This window comes from Paenibacillus sp. 2TAB26 (genome assembly GCF_052115145.1).
Lineage (GTDB): Bacteria > Bacillota > Bacilli > Paenibacillales > Paenibacillaceae > Pristimantibacillus.
Genome location: NZ_JBFRGC010000007.1, coordinates 245981 through 260382, shown reverse-complemented (window position 1 = coordinate 260382; position 14402 = coordinate 245981). Strand labels below are relative to the sequence as shown.

11 protein-coding genes are annotated in these 14402 nt (G+C 47.1%); 3 read left to right on the top strand and 8 right to left on the bottom strand.

The window, feature by feature from the left end:
* Window positions 1-69: 69 nt before the first annotated feature.
* From AB4Z50_RS09955 to bglX, 4 genes are all read right to left on the bottom strand, one after another.
* Entirely contained in the window at window positions 70-516 is a 447-nt protein-coding gene (locus tag AB4Z50_RS09955; protein WP_441878411.1) for a MarR family winged helix-turn-helix transcriptional regulator, read from the bottom strand.
* A 188-nt stretch (window positions 517-704) separates the two neighbouring features.
* Window positions 705-1688, bottom strand: a complete 984-nt coding sequence (locus AB4Z50_RS09950) for a LacI family DNA-binding transcriptional regulator (RefSeq protein WP_441878409.1) — start codon at window positions 1686-1688, stop codon at window positions 705-707.
* A gap of 78 nt (window positions 1689-1766) precedes the next feature.
* Window positions 1767-5156 carry a GH36-type glycosyl hydrolase domain-containing protein gene (locus tag AB4Z50_RS09945; protein WP_441878407.1) on the bottom strand — a complete coding sequence of 1130 codons (3390 nt, stop codon included), beginning with the start codon at window positions 5154-5156 and terminating at the stop codon, window positions 1767-1769.
* Window positions 5157-5174: 18 nt separating this feature from the next.
* On the bottom strand, window positions 5175-7331 hold the full coding sequence (gene bglX, locus AB4Z50_RS09940; RefSeq protein ID WP_441878405.1) for a beta-glucosidase BglX: 2157 nt from the start codon (window positions 7329-7331) through the stop codon (window positions 5175-5177).
* Window positions 7332-7874: 543 nt separating this feature from the next.
* Between bglX and AB4Z50_RS09935 the strand changes: the two genes are divergently transcribed.
* From AB4Z50_RS09935 to AB4Z50_RS09925, 3 genes are all read left to right on the top strand, one after another.
* Complete coding sequence (locus AB4Z50_RS09935; RefSeq protein WP_441878403.1) at window positions 7875-9122, top strand: sugar ABC transporter substrate-binding protein; 1248 nt, start codon at window positions 7875-7877, stop codon at window positions 9120-9122.
* Between the two features lie 97 nt (window positions 9123-9219).
* Window positions 9220-10107 carry a carbohydrate ABC transporter permease gene (locus AB4Z50_RS09930; protein ID WP_076266418.1) on the top strand — a complete coding sequence of 296 codons (888 nt, stop codon included), beginning with the start codon at window positions 9220-9222 and terminating at the stop codon, window positions 10105-10107.
* A gap of 20 nt (window positions 10108-10127) precedes the next feature.
* Window positions 10128-10976 (top strand): carbohydrate ABC transporter permease, encoded by an 849-nt coding sequence (locus AB4Z50_RS09925; RefSeq protein WP_076266419.1) that lies wholly within the window; start codon window positions 10128-10130, stop codon window positions 10974-10976.
* Window positions 10977-11067: 91 nt separating this feature from the next.
* On the opposite strand, the gene AB4Z50_RS09920 is transcribed toward AB4Z50_RS09925, so the two are convergent.
* The 4 genes from AB4Z50_RS09920 to AB4Z50_RS09905 all read right to left on the bottom strand — a co-directional run bounded on the left by AB4Z50_RS09920 (window position 11068) and on the right by AB4Z50_RS09905 (window position 14397).
* Complete coding sequence (locus AB4Z50_RS09920; protein ID WP_441878492.1) at window positions 11068-11997, bottom strand: MBL fold metallo-hydrolase; 930 nt, start codon at window positions 11995-11997, stop codon at window positions 11068-11070.
* A gap of 276 nt (window positions 11998-12273) precedes the next feature.
* Window positions 12274-12525: a GlsB/YeaQ/YmgE family stress response membrane protein gene (locus tag AB4Z50_RS09915; RefSeq protein ID WP_076266420.1), complete on the bottom strand. Its 252-nt coding sequence runs from the start codon at window positions 12523-12525 to the stop codon at window positions 12274-12276.
* A gap of 139 nt (window positions 12526-12664) precedes the next feature.
* Window positions 12665-13726 carry a sensor histidine kinase gene (locus AB4Z50_RS09910; protein WP_441878400.1) on the bottom strand — a complete coding sequence of 354 codons (1062 nt, stop codon included), beginning with the start codon at window positions 13724-13726 and terminating at the stop codon, window positions 12665-12667.
* Entirely contained in the window at window positions 13723-14397 is a 675-nt protein-coding gene (locus AB4Z50_RS09905; protein ID WP_339205592.1) for a response regulator transcription factor, read from the bottom strand. Before AB4Z50_RS09905 ends, AB4Z50_RS09910 begins: the two co-directional genes overlap by 4 nt.
* Between the last annotated feature and the right edge of the window lie 5 nt (window positions 14398-14402).

Here is a 14402-nt window from a genome sequence, read left to right as displayed (position 1 = left end):
AAACAGCCATCATTGATATGCAACAATCGCTCACGCGCGTGATTACACCTTTACAGCTAGTTAAACCCGCTACTTGTAGTGCTCCTGAGCAAACTTTCCTAGCTTCTTGAGCAGCTTGCTTGCACTTTGCTTCTCTTCTGTTGTCAGCCCATTTACCGCTTGCTTGATAGCGTCTTCGTGAGCAGGAAATACATCCTCTACGAACTGTTTGCCTTCATCGGTTAGTTCTGCATAAATGAGGCGCCTATCCGTAGTCGAAGCTCTCCGGCGTACCATTTGCTTCTTCTCCAGCTTATCTACGACATAAGTAATGTTGCCGCTGCTCATAAGCACTTTCTCACCGATTTGCTGCAATGGCTGCGGTCCGCGGTGGTAGAGCAATTCAAGCACTCCAAACTCCGTGCGGTTCAAGCCGTTTTTACGAATATCACGATCCGCGTGGGCATTCACCCATTGGCTCGCTCTAGACAGCGCAATGAAGAGATCTAATGAATCATTTTGTTTTTCATTTGCCATGATGATCACTCCCCTCTGCGCCGTTTTATCTTTAATTAATTTATCTTGATTTAAAGATAATACATTTTGAAACAGTTGTCAACGCTTATGCCGAATCTTTTTTGAATAGACGATAACAGACATGCTTCTCAAAAAATAGAACGGCTTGAGATTTCACCTCAAACCGTTCCGCCGTCGATGGATTCCATTTAGCTTTCTTTGGCCGGCCTGACCGAATTCCCTTTAATAAGAGAAACATAAATCCGTTCATGCTCCACTTCGTCGCCACTGATCAACTTGATCAGCTGCTCGGCAGCAAGAGCCCCCCATTTGCGCTTGGAATAATCAATTGTAGATAAGCGCGGCTGAGTGTAAGAAGCCAGCTCCATATTATCAAACCCAACGATATGAATATGTTCACCGATCCGAATATCAGGATGATGCGCCGCCAAATAATTGAACATACCAATAGCCATCTCATCGTTGAAGCAAAACACTGCCGTAGCCGCGCCGCTGTTCTCAGCTATAATTGTCGCTGCAGCCTGCTCCCCAGCCGATTTATTGAAATCTCCTTCAATTACAGTCAGCTTAACGCCAGCGGATCGTTCCACCGCTTGCGTAACAGCTTGCAGCCTCTGCCTTGAATCATAAGAGCCGCTAGGGCCAGTCACTACATAAAGTGTCCGATGGCCTTGCTCGATCAAATATTCGGCTGCCAGCCTTGCCCCTGCTTTGTTATCGAGCAGCACTTGATTGATGTTGGAGTGCTGCAGTTCACGATCCAGCACGACCAGCTTATGCCCGCGCTCCGCGTAGCTCAAGAGCTCTGTGCTGCCAAACGTCTCGTCCAGTATAATCGCACCATCGATCATTCGCTCGGGCAGCATCCGATGAGATTGCTTACCGCTGCACACGATCAGATCATAGCCCTTTTCCGATAAAATCTCCTTTGTTCCTTGCAAGAGATCGCCGTAGAATGCGCCGCTGAAGTCGGTAAGAAAGACACCGATAATTTTTGTTTCTCTCGTCTTGAGCGACCTTGCAGCAGCGTTCGGGATGTAGTTTAATTCCTTGGCAACAGCCAATATTCTTGCTGTCGTCTCATCCGTCACCTTGGGGCTGCCGTTAAGCGCGTAAGATACCGTCGAGATCGAGACCCCCGCTTGTTTAGCGATATCCTTAATACTAACCACAGCATTCGCTCCTATCTTTCATTGTTCCTTCACTATATCACAAAGACTGGCGGTTCTTGGAGACCGCCAGTCTGCTTCTTACATAAATATTTCGATTCGGTTCGATTCCGAATGAAGATTAGCTTTCAATTGTTCTTCGGAAATTTGTACTCCACCTACACGATAACGGTTAGCTGAAGGCTTCCCTTCCGCTTCCTTACCGTTAATGATGACCTTCGTTACCTGTCCTGCATCGCTAAGGCGATAAACAAAAGTAATCGGCAAGCCGTTCCACATGAAATCGAATTGCATGCCATCCAGCTTAGCTGGCAAAATCGGATCGATAACCAGATTACCTTCCGACTGACGGATACCGAGGGCATTCGAAATCAATTGGTTCATATAGATTCCGGGACCGCTCGAATAAATTCTCCAGCCGCCCTTAACAGGTACAGTTCCTTCACGAAGCTCACCGAAACGCTCCTGCGCCTCATAACGGTTGTTGAACTTACCGTCTGAGCTGCTGAAGTAAGAGTTGCTTTGACGCAGCTCTGCATTAGGAACAACATCACGCAATCCAACCGGATTAATCATGAGTAGACCTTGCCATACTTCATCCGTCTTGCCTAGCTTAGCCATTGCTTCAACATAACGAATATGAGCATGAACATATTGCAAGCCGACTTCCCGACCGAAATTAGATGCCTGCTCTGCCCGCTTAAAGTTAGTGCTTACGCCGCCTGCATATTGTGCAGGACGGTTCATCAGCCGTACGCCATCTGGACAATACAGCTGCTCTTTAATAACACGGTAATGCTCAGCTGCTTGCTCCTCTGTAAGCAATTCGCTAATCATACTGCGTGTCATTGGAAGCAAGCGGTATTGAATGCCTGTAGTTGTGTCAGTCGGGTGAAGCATCAGCTTCGCATCGCCCGGCTCCTCCATGTATACAAAGCCAGGAATGACATCCTGTTGCAGCATATACTGATTAAAGTCCGCTTGAATAGCTGATGCCAGCTCCTTAAGCTCGGCTGCCTGTATCGCATCAACTTCCTCCAGCACGCGGCCAAACTGTGCGATTACCTGATACGTAAGCGCCACTGTCCAGCTGCTGACCATATATTGCTTAAGCTGTGCATTAGCCGGCTGCAGCGTATCGTCCCAATCTCCGTCGCCATAGGATGACAAATGCGTGTCGTGCAGGAAGTGGCTCTTCATATAGGCAATTTCCTTCATCGCGTGGTCAAGCAGCGTCGCAGATTCTGTCGTGAATTCGCCTTTATGACGGACCGTATAAGGAACACGCTCCTGCAAAATGCTATAATCCTTTGTTGCTGCCAAGTAGTCGCCAAGCACCTTCAGCGGCCAAACAATAATATCGCCATGGCTTTCTTCTTGCTGAATGTGGAAATACTTGTCGAACATGAACCATTGCGGCCAATTTCCGTCATCCTCGTATTGATGGGAATACACGGTCTTCAAGATTTCAGCAACCTGCTCGTATTTGTTCATAGCCATGAAGTACTCAGTCGGTCCTTGGCAAACGTCGCGCGTTCCCCATGCTGCACCGCCGTATTGCTCCAAACCATGAGGCACAGAGTAGTGAACGAGCATATTGTGCGTGTACCACCACGCCAATGCATTCACTTTATCCAGCTCAGCTGAAGCTGCTTCAGTACCCTCAGCGGATAAGCGGAAGCCATTCATCACATGACGGAAAAACTCACGGTAGCGCTCGATTTCAAGCTCTGCCTTCCGCTCTGACTGTGGCAATGCCTCGCCACGCAAGAGACCTTGCATCGTAATTGTCCATTCCGCACTTTGGCCAAGCTGCATCACCACAAGCGATGCTGAGCCTGATGCCGTACCGCTAACAAGCAAGCTTTCATCTCCTGCAGTCATGTCTGCCCCGCTCACGAACATCCGATATTGCAGATTAGGGAAGATCGGAGCGCTTATGGATGCTTGGTCAGCCTTGAAAGTAAATACGCCGTCCTCCAGCTCCATATGGAACGGCAGCTCGTATTCATTGTTATTCATGGATACTTGATTCGTAACTAAATAGCGGTAAGCCTGTCCATTTACCGAACGAAGGTGAAGGCGTACCTCAGGCGAATCAACCGTTGTATAATTTGTAATGATGATTGTGTCATCTGCTGTTTTGTAGAACCAACGAGCATAGTTAAAGCCGATCTCAAACATCGAAGGCATAGTAAGAAGGCGGTATGAACCTTCCAACTCGACATAAATACGTTGTCCAGATGTCTTTAAATTATTGAGCGCATTGCGTGCATTCGTAAACAACTTGTGGAAGCTGGTATTGCCTACTAGCAATTGTGAGTTAAAAATACCGTACATATAGGAAGTTGTCGTCATAACATTCTCTGTCATACGGTCATTGCCGCCAGACATAAGAATATGACCATGCGGACGCTCAACTAGCAGCTCCTTCTCTTTAAGCACAACATGCTCATGGCTCTCTGTAAAGAAAGACAGCAGCTTGTCGTCTTGCCATTCCTCCTGATGACGGTTAGGGAAATAAGCGTTAACTTCCTCCATCGTCATTGATGCCGTGCGTACTGGCGTTCCAATCGCATTTGCAACCTCAGACTTAGCTACAGGTGTTGCCGTCGCAGCGAAGTCGGTCTCATTCGAACGCTCAACTTCTTCCCACGCCTTCTGAACTTCTGCGCTGAATTCTATTTCACTCACAGCTGATGGATGATCTGCCTTGAACATGCCGTAAAATACAAAGCGAGCTTTATCCATCAACAAGACAGGCTCAGCTTGAAGCGCCGCATAAGTGAATTCATATTGGTAAACCTCATTCGCTAGTTCAGCCTTGCCAAGCGCTTCCGGCACGTCCGTTTCTTTGTAGCTAAGGCCAAAGAATTGGAATCCGTCCGTTGAGTAGCTGGCTGCTCCTGTTAGTGAACCGTGCTGCATGTAAGGAAATGATCCTTGCATCGGCTGATTCTGGCGGAAGCAAAGAACATAACCCAGCTTCTCATCTTTAAAAGCTTTATGGTCAACGTACTGCGACATGTATGCTTCGTTCGACCGCACTGCGCCAATATCGGCGAGTCCAATGTCTTGTCCATAAATGATGTCGATCTTCGCTTCTTTTCCTTGCGAATGTGCGGTTACATCCCAGAACCAGATGCCATGGTTCGTTAATGTGAAGACTACGCGATAGTCGATACCATCAAATGCAGTCCCCTCCCATAGCAGACGTCCTTCCACTGCTGACATACGGCTTGATGAATGAATCCCAAGCAAAGGCTCATAAGAAATCCCTTCTTCGGTATGCATGCGCAAGTAAAGATTGTTAAGCGAACCATCTACATTGTTCGACACCACTTGATTCAGCATCGTTCCTTTATTGACAGCTTGCGCAAGGCCTCCGCTGCTTAAAAAATCAAACGTCAGCTCTCCTGCTTTTATTTGCAATTTATTCATCGCTTTCAACGCATTCACTATAGCTTCCATTTTCTTCTCACTGCCTTTCTATTTGCTTAGTTTGAATTTAAGCGTTTCTACATCGCGGCTGTTTGGCCCAATGTACAGTTCAAAGTCACCAGGGTCGCTTGTGAAGGTCAGATCAGCATGATAATAACGCAGCTGTTTTTCCTCCAGCGTAAACGAGACCTCTTTGCTCTCTCCTGGCTGCAGCATCACCTTGCGGAATGCCTTTAGCTCTTGCAGCGGACGGACAACATCCCCCGCCATGTCGCGTACATACAGCTGTACGGTTTCCTCACCAGCGCGAGCCCCAGTATTCGTTACTGTGATGTTTACATGCAATGGCTTTGAAGCACTCATCGTATCCATCGCCATCTTCGCTCCGCTGTAGGTAAAGGTTGTATAACCAAGCCCATAACCAAACGGCAGCAGCGGCTCATTCGGAACATCCAAGTATTGAGATACGTATTTCACCTGCGCATCATGTGCGCCCTGCGGCCTTCCCGTATTGAACCGGTTATAATAAACCGGTACTTGGCCTACGGAATGAGGGAACGACATCGACAGTCTTCCAGTCGGTTCCGACTCGCCGAACAATAATTCCGCAATGGCAGCGCCGCCTTCCGTACCTGGGAACCACGCCTCTAATACGGCATCCGATTGATCAATTACCCCGTGCAGATCAAGCGGTCGTCCGTTGAATAGGACAGTCACCATCGGCTTGCCTAGCTGTTTCAGCTTAGCGATTAGCTCAAGCTGTACCTGCGGCAATCTAATATTCGACCGGCTAGCCGCTTCTCCGCTCATATCCGAATGCTCACCTAAAGCAAGCACCACGATATCTGCTTCTTTAGCTGCAGCATATGCCACTTGCCACTGCTCATCCGTTGCTTCTTCAATACCGCAGCCTTCTGTCACAGACAACAATGATGCATCTACTTTGCTTGCGATGCCTGCTGCCAGTTGAACCGCCTCTTCCTTGGAGCCAAGCCAAGACCAAGGTCCAAGAATATCGCCGCTAGCCGCGAAAGGACCAATCAACGCAATTTTCTGCTCGCGTCCAAGCGGAAGAACTCCATCATTTTTCACGAGGACACAGGATTTAAGAGCAAGCTCACGCGCAGCCTCGCGATGTGCTGCTGAGCCTACAATTTCCTGCTCACGCTCTTCATTCGCTCCACGATACGGTTGATCGAACAAGCCCAGTTTCTGCTTCAGCTCCAGAATGCGAAGTACAGCTTCGTCGATCAAAGTAACATCGATTTCATTCTCCTCAACAAGCCGCTGCAAATGATCCGTGTAACAGGTCGTCATCATTTCAATATCGACGCCGGCTTTGATCGCCTTCATTGCCGCTTCCGACTCATCCGCTGCAACACCGTGCGGGATCAGCTCTTTTACTGCGCCCCAATCGGAGATCAGCACACCGTCAAACGCCCATTCGCCGCGAAGAAGATCACGCATCAGCCACTTGTTACCTGAAGCTGGAATGCCATCCACTGTATTGAATGCAGTCATGACCATTTCGCAGCCTTCATCCAGCGCCGCTTTATATGCAGGCAAATAAAACTCGCGAAGCTGACGCTCAGACAGATCAACCGTGTTATAGTCGCGTCCACCTTCTGCAGCTCCATATGCGGCAAAGTGTTTCACGCATGCTGCCACGCGGTTAATATCATTTGCAAGGTCTTTTCCTTGAAAGCCTCTTACGAAGGCTCTGGCGTATTCACTGTTCAAATATGGGTCCTCGCCTGTCGATTCCATGACTCGGCCCCATCTTGGGTCCCTTACGAGATCGACCATCGGAGCGAACGTAACGTGCACACCTGCCGCAGCAGCTTCCTTAGCAGCGATCTCGGCACTTTGTTCCGCCAGCTCCATATCCCATGAGCAGCCGATTGCCAGCGGTACAGGAAAGATCGTTTTGTAGCCATGGACGATATCCGCCATCACTAGAAGCGGAATGCCTAAGCGGTTGTTCGCCAAATGCTGCTTCTGTATGTTAATGACTTCCCTCGCTCCTGTTAAGCCAAGCACGGAGCCTGTATTGCGAACCGTTTCTTCCGTTACGCCCATTTCAGCCATCGGTCCGGTAATTTGTCCATCCGCGCCTTCAAAGAATGGCGTCGCCAGCTGCAGCAGCTGCCCGATCTTCTCCTCAAGCGTCATGAGCTTTAGAAGAGCCGCAGGTTGCTTTTCCATATCCGTGTTCCTCCTCGTAATAGCCAATCAAATTTATCGTTCTTATCGTTAATGTTTACAGGTCCTTCTGTCTTTACCACGCTTATGTCTTATGGCCAATATTTTTAATAATCGAAACGTTTCTATTGATTCCTAATTTGGATTATAAACAATTCAAAAAGAGTCGTCAATTGCTGTTTCATCTTTAATAGAAACGTTTATATTATTAATATGAGACTATTTTCCTGAAATAAAAAAACGCTTGAACCCGTTAAAACTTTGATCTATAATGATGTCGAAACGTTTCGAATCAATAAGCAGGTCTGGTTCTAAAGTTGTAAACGGTAATATATTTTGTTTATAGAAACGTTTCACCACATCAAATAGTATTTCTATTTACTTGTGGCGAACGTTTTTGCTGCGGCAGGGAATGTAACATTTACCTGCTCATCAACACCCAGCTTAGGCTTATATATACGGCAAACAACAGCCGCCTGCGTGCATAACTTGCACGGATTCACAGCATAGTACTGATAACAATCATTCACACAGGAGGAATAATTAATGTTTAAGAAATCAGTAGCAACTGCACTAGCTAGCTCTATGCTACTTATCGGCGCCCTCACTGCTTGCGGAAGCAACAACAGCAATGAAGGAGCAGCAAACGATAAAGTAACCATCAACGTATGGGGGATGGGTGAAGAAGCCAAATCCTTGCCGAAGATTGCAGAGCAATTCATGGTTGAGAACCCTAACATTAAGGTCAATGTACAAGCACTTCCTTGGGATACGGCACATGACAAGCTATTGACGGCTGTCGCTTCCAAAAAAGGTCCAGACGTGCTTCAAATGGGAACAACTTGGATTCCTGAGTTCGCATCCGCTAAAGCGCTTATGGATATCACTCCTTACGTAACTGAATATCCAGAACTTGCTGAAGCAAACTTCTACCCAGGATCGGTATCAACAACTAAATACGAAGATGCAACTGTAGGCGTACCTTGGTACATCGACACTCGCGTGCTTTACTACCGTACAGATCTACTGAAAGAAGTAGGCTACGATAAAGCTCCACAAACATGGGATGAGCTTAAAGATGCTGCAACAAAGCTTAAAGCTCGCGGCAAAAACAAATACGGCATCAGCCTTGATGTTAAAGAACAATCGCTACTATTCATGTTCGCTCGTCAAAACGGCTCGAAGCTTATCGAGAACAACAAACCACAATTCAACCAACCAGAATTCGTGGAAGCCGTTGAATATTTGAACAGCTTCTTCAAAGACGGTTCTGCACCGATTGATCTAGGTATGGATATTATCCCTGCATTTAAGGGTGAAGGTATCTCGCCAATGTTCATCAGCGGACCTTGGATGATTAAACTAATCAATGACCAAGCACCTGAGCTTGCAGGCAAATGGGCAACAGCTGTACTTCCTAAGAAAGAGAACAATCTTTCTTCTCTAGGCGGCTCTAACTTGTCTATTTTCCAACATACAACGCACAAAGAAGAAGCCTTGAAATTCCTTGCTTACATGAGCAAGCCTGAGACACAGCTGAAATGGCTGGAGCTTACAAACTCGCTTCCATCCACGAAAAAAGCATGGGAGAACGAAGCTTTGACTAAAGATCCTAATGTAAAAGTTATCGGTGAGCAGTTGAACAGCTCGGAGCCTATGCCGCTTATCAAGCCATGGGAAGAAATTGCTCAAAACGTGCTATCGACATTCGAGAGAATTTACCGCGGCAAGTCTGAAATTAAGAAGGAACTTGACAGCTTCAACGCCAAAGCTGAACAAATTTTGAATAAATAATGATCGCCATCGCCGGCAGCGGTTCTGGAACAGAGCCGCTGCCGGTTCCATTAGAAATGGATAAAGCCAGGCGCTCATAGCAAAGGAAGGGTCGTTTATGAAAGGCATCTCTCAGAGTAAGGCACCGTATTTCTTTATCGCTCCAACGCTTATTTTGCTTACCTTATTTTCGTTATTGCCGATCCTTGTAGCCTTAATAATAAGCTTTACGGACATGGACTTGGCAGGCCTTGCTGACTGGTCCAATATTTCATTCGTCGGATTCAAAAACTATGTAGACGTGCTGGCTGATCCTATTTTCGTAAAAGCCATACTTAATACGTTGTTCTACGTGATCATCGGTGTTCCACTTGTTATCTTATGTTCACTTGCTATTGCGATCATGATTAATTTCGGCGCAAACCGTGCATTTAAAGCTTTCCGCGTCGTCTATTATATGCCATCAGTTACAAACGTTGTTGCCGTTGCTGTTGTATGGGGTTTCCTTTACAATCCGGCTTTCGGTCTGCTCAACTATATTCTTGATTCGATTAATCTGCCTACGGTTCCATGGCTTCAAGATCCAGTCATGGCTAAAATATCGCTTATTCTGATGGCGGTATGGAGAGGGATCGGTCTCAATATGATCATCTTCATTGCCGCGCTTCAAGGTATTCCGAAGTCTTATTACGAGGCGGCTCAGCTCGACGGTGCCAGCACATGGAAACAGCTGACTTACATCACGATTCCAATGCTGCGCTTCGCGATCTTCTTCGTATCGATCACTACCATGATCGGTTGGCTGCAATTTTTCGAAGAGCCATTCATTATGACCGACGGTGGTCCACTCGACAGCACAACATCTGTGGCCCTGTTTATTTATCGGAACGGCTTCCAGCTTAGCAACTTCGGATACGCGGCAGCAGGATCATTTGTCCTGTTCATCGCAATCATTATTATTACGCTCGTACAATTCAGATTTCAAAATAAAGAAACGGATCTATAATCCAAACGGAGGTGTAATGGATGAGTTCGCAAGCAAAAGCGTCAAGCGCCTCAAAAGGCGAAAAAGCGCTCAAGTGGATACTAGGCATATGCCTCGCGGTCGGCGGGGTATTGGTCATCCTTCCTTTCGTATGGATGATCCTTTCTTCCTTTAAACCAGAGAGCGAGATACAGAATATCCCGCCTACCTTACTGCCTGAACGCTTCACGACGGAAAATTTCAAGAACTTGTTTGAGAATATGAACTTTGGCGTTTATTTGAAAAATACGCTAATTATCGTTTTCTTCTCCTTTATTGGCTTATTCCTGAATGCGATGGCTGGTTTCGGCTTCGCGAAGTACAAATTCAAAGGCAGTAATAACTTGTTCTATATCGTACTTGCTACGATGATGATTCCTGGTCAGGTGACGATGATTCCAGTCTATCTAATCCTAAATGAAATGCATCTGACGAATACGATGATCGGTATCGTTCTGCCCGGACTTGTCGGCGCCTTCGGTATATTCCTGTTCCGTCAGTTCATGGCTACCATTCCAGATGAGCTGCTGGAAGCAACCCGTCTTGACGGTGCAAGTGAATTCCGGACGTTCATGCAAATCGTGCTTCCTATTTCGAAGCCGATACTTGCGGTACAAGGCATATTAGCCTTTATTGGCGGATGGAACAGCTTCCTTTGGCCGCTTATTATCGCGAACGATGAGAAGCTTTACACTCTCTCCGTTGGCCTGTCATTGCTCAAAGGGCAATACGGCGGCAACTATGCCCTCCAAATGGCTGGATCAACCTTTATGGTTGTGCCTATCATCATCATCTTTATCTTCTTCCAGAAGCATATTATCGAGAACTACGCGATCTCAGGCATCAAATAATAACAGCAGGGGCTGTCTCTAAAGGTATGTATAGACCTTTGAAGACAGCCCCTGCTATGTTTTATAAGCTTTTCAGCTATAAATATATAAGCTACCGCCACCACGCTGAGGATGGGTACTCAGCCGCTTGAAGCAGTACAGTCTCTCCGATTTTCGGAGTCGAAATGCGTGTTTTCATCTCCTTAGCTGCCTTTACCGCTCGCTCCACAGGGTCGGTCCAATCATGCATCGCAAGTGTGAATGCACCCCAGTGTATCGGAATCATAATCTTTCCGCGTACGTCCAAGTGAGCCTGTACCGTTTCTTCCGGCATCATATGGATAGCTGCCCAGCGCTCATCATACTGTCCACATTCCATTAATGTGAGATCGAAGGGTCCGTATTTGTCGCCAATTTCTTTAAAGTGAGGACCATAGCCGCTATCTCCGCTGAAGAAGATGCGTGCCTCCCGGCCATGTATTACCCAAGAGCACCAAAGCGTTGCATCGCGATCCGTTAAACTTCTACCTGAGAAATGTCTTGCAGGCGTACAAGCGAGTTGAATCCCCTCATATGAAAACTCATCCCACCAATCATGCTCCTCTATAAGGGATGGATCTACTCCCCATCTTACCAAATGAGGCGCAACACCAAGCGGAACAATAAAGCGTCTCACCTTATCCTTAAGCTTTACGATCGAGCCATAGTCCAAATGATCGTAATGATCATGTGAAATGAGTACCGCATCGATCATCGGAAGCTGCTCCATCTCAAACGGCAGCTTATCGCTGAATCTTTTACCGCCTATAAATGGAAACGGGGACGGCGCTTTGCCGAACATCGGATCAAGCAGAAGTGTTTTCCCGTCGATTGCAAGCAAAGCTGCAGAATGGCCAAACCATGTCAGCTTAGGCTGATGCTGCCCGGCACCATATCCTTCACTCATCGACTCAACAACTAGCGCTTTGCTTGGCCTTGTCATCTTATTGCCTTTCATAAATTGAACGAGCAGCTTCAGCTTCTCGCTTGTTGTCGTATCCATGGCTGTAGGAATCGCATTTATAAATTTTTTACGGCCATATTGGTTCGAACGGCTTAACTGCTGCCGCCGCTCCTTTGATTGTGCTGCCCCAAAAGCAGGGTAATACTGGAGGACCAAATACACAACAACTATGACTACCGCAATGATACTAACGAATATGAGCATGCCTTTTAACCTCTCCCCTTGCCGTATCAATATCTACACGCAGAAAAACCGCTATTGAAGTATACGTTACTACTTCAACAACGGTTTTATCAAGTTTACGTAAAGATTAGACTACGCGCGTCGTGTTCCTCGCAAGATTGCACTTAACAGCAGCACGACTACAACAGCTCCAATGATAGCCGGGATGAGAGCAAATCCGCCCATCGTCGGTCCCCACGAGCCAAGAATTAGCGTACCTAACCAAGCTCCGATGAAGCCAGCTACGATGTTACCGATAATTCCTCCCGGTACGTCGCGCCCAACAAGCAAACCACCTAACCAACCAATTACTCCGCCAACGATTAATGTCCATAATAAACCCATATTTTTTTGCCCCTCTCTGTCATTCGATATAGCTATGATTAACCTCATATGGCTATTTTGAAACAAAACAGTCGAGTGTAATATATGGAAGAACAGAACTCGTTGTCGTTTCAAGGCACTTTATATGAATAGCTGGCTGCTAAGTAATCGGCAGCGTCACCTCAAAAGAAGAACCATCATTCAACCTGCTGTCTACACGAATATTCCCGTGGTGGAGCTCAACGATTTTATGGACGATCGACAAGCCTAATCCGCTGCCATCAGCCGTTCTCGTCCGCTGCTTGTCACCCTTATAGAAACGTTCAAAGATACGGAGCTGATCCTCCGAAGAAATGCCAATACCCGTGTCTGTAATCTTTACTTTGACCTCATCGCCTAGGCGCTCCAGTACAATCTTAATGCTCCCTTTGGCAGGTGTAAATTTAATCGCATTATGAAAGAGGTTTACCCAAACCTGACTAAGCATCTCTTCACTGGCCGCAATTTCTACTTCCTCCAGCTCTAGTTCAAGCTCAAGTGCTTTGTCCAGCCACTGAGGCTCACTAGCGAGCACAATGTTCTCAAGCTGCGCATCGAGCCTGTATCGCTTCGTGTCCAGCTGCTGCTGCTCGGATTCGAGCGTTGTCAGCTTAAGCAGATTGTCGCTTATTTTGGACAACCGCGTCGTTTCCTGCTCAATAATCGACAAGTAATGACGCTGCTCCTCAGGGCTAAGGTCCTCGCGTTGCAGCGTGCTCGCAAATCCGCGTATCGAGGTCAGAGGTGATTGAATTTCATGCGATACGTTAGAAATAAACTCCTGACGAAGCAGCTCTACCTGCTTCAGGTCATGCGCCATATCGTTGATGGACTGAATAACGTCCCCGAATTGGCCATGAAATTTCTTGTCGCGATCCAAGGCCACGTTGAAATCTCCCTTTGCCATTCGTTTTAGCGCATCGATCATTTCAACCCAAACTTCCCTCTGCTTCGGTCGTATCACCAAATTAACGATAGCGAAAAGCACAATGATAAATAAAATGCCCAGTCCCCAGTTCACCAGCTGCACTATATATTCAGGAAAGCGGAACTCATGCCTCGTGTAAAACCACTTCGTCAACCAATACGCCAGCGAGAAGGCACTTCCGCTCAGTAGGAATACCATCGACGTAGCTCCTACAACACGCAGTGAAACTTCCCATTTTGACATTTTACGATTCATTGGAGTACCTCCAGCCGATAACCGAGTCCACGGATCGTACTGATCTTAATCGATACCTCCCAAGCGACAAAACGCTCACGCAGCCGGTTGATGTGTACATCCAGCGTTCGTTCGTTGCCGTCAAAATCATAACCCCAAATCGCTTCGATCAGTTGGTTGCGTGTCAATGTACGGCCTAGATGGCTAACGAGCTTGAACAGCAGCTCAAATTCCTTCGGAGGAAGCGTCGTATAATCCGAATGAATCTTCACTTCATAAGTCTGCCGATCGAGCATGATCTCCGCTACGGAAACCTGCTGCGACACCGCGATTCGGTAACGCTTCAATAGCGCTTTAACTCTGACAGTCAGCTCCGCGGGATCAAACGGCTTTACTAAATAATCGTCCGTTCCGAGGTGGAACCCTCGCACCTTATCGCCCATTTCTCCCTTGGCCGTCAGCATGAGCAGCGGAATATCGTACTGCTCCCGCAGCTCACGGCACAGCTCCCAGCCGTCCATATTCGGCATCATAATATCCAATATGACCATATCTGCCGGAGAGGCTTCCATTTGAGCAAGCGCCGATTGCCCATCCGGAGCCTCCTGCACGCTTAAAGCCTCTTTCTCCAAAATAACCCGAACCAGCTCACGAATATGCGGATCATCGTCTACAATCAGCACATAGCCCATTTCTC

Coding starts and splice junctions, on each gene's coding strand:
- AB4Z50_RS09920 (WP_441878492.1), bottom strand. CDS start 11,997: ATGGATACGACAACAAGCGAGAAGCTGAAGCTGCTCGTTCAATTTATG.
- AB4Z50_RS09935 (WP_441878403.1), top strand. CDS start 7,875: ATGTTTAAGAAATCAGTAGCAACTGCACTAGCTAGCTCTATGCTACTT.
- AB4Z50_RS09905 (WP_339205592.1), bottom strand. CDS start 14,397: ATGGGCTATGTGCTGATTGTAGACGATGATCCGCATATTCGTGAGCTG.
- AB4Z50_RS09910 (WP_441878400.1), bottom strand. CDS start 13,726: ATGAATCGTAAAATGTCAAAATGGGAAGTTTCACTGCGTGTTGTAGGA.
- bglX (WP_441878405.1), bottom strand. CDS start 7,331: ATGGAAAAGCAACCTGCGGCTCTTCTAAAGCTCATGACGCTTGAGGAG.
- AB4Z50_RS09925 (WP_076266419.1), top strand. CDS start 10,128: ATGAGTTCGCAAGCAAAAGCGTCAAGCGCCTCAAAAGGCGAAAAAGCG.
- AB4Z50_RS09945 (WP_441878407.1), bottom strand. CDS start 5,156: ATGGAAGCTATAGTGAATGCGTTGAAAGCGATGAATAAATTGCAAATA.
- AB4Z50_RS09955 (WP_441878411.1), bottom strand. CDS start 516: ATGGCAAATGAAAAACAAAATGATTCATTAGATCTCTTCATTGCGCTG.
- AB4Z50_RS09930 (WP_076266418.1), top strand. CDS start 9,220: ATGAAAGGCATCTCTCAGAGTAAGGCACCGTATTTCTTTATCGCTCCA.
- AB4Z50_RS09915 (WP_076266420.1), bottom strand. CDS start 12,525: ATGGGTTTATTATGGACATTAATCGTTGGCGGAGTAATTGGTTGGTTA.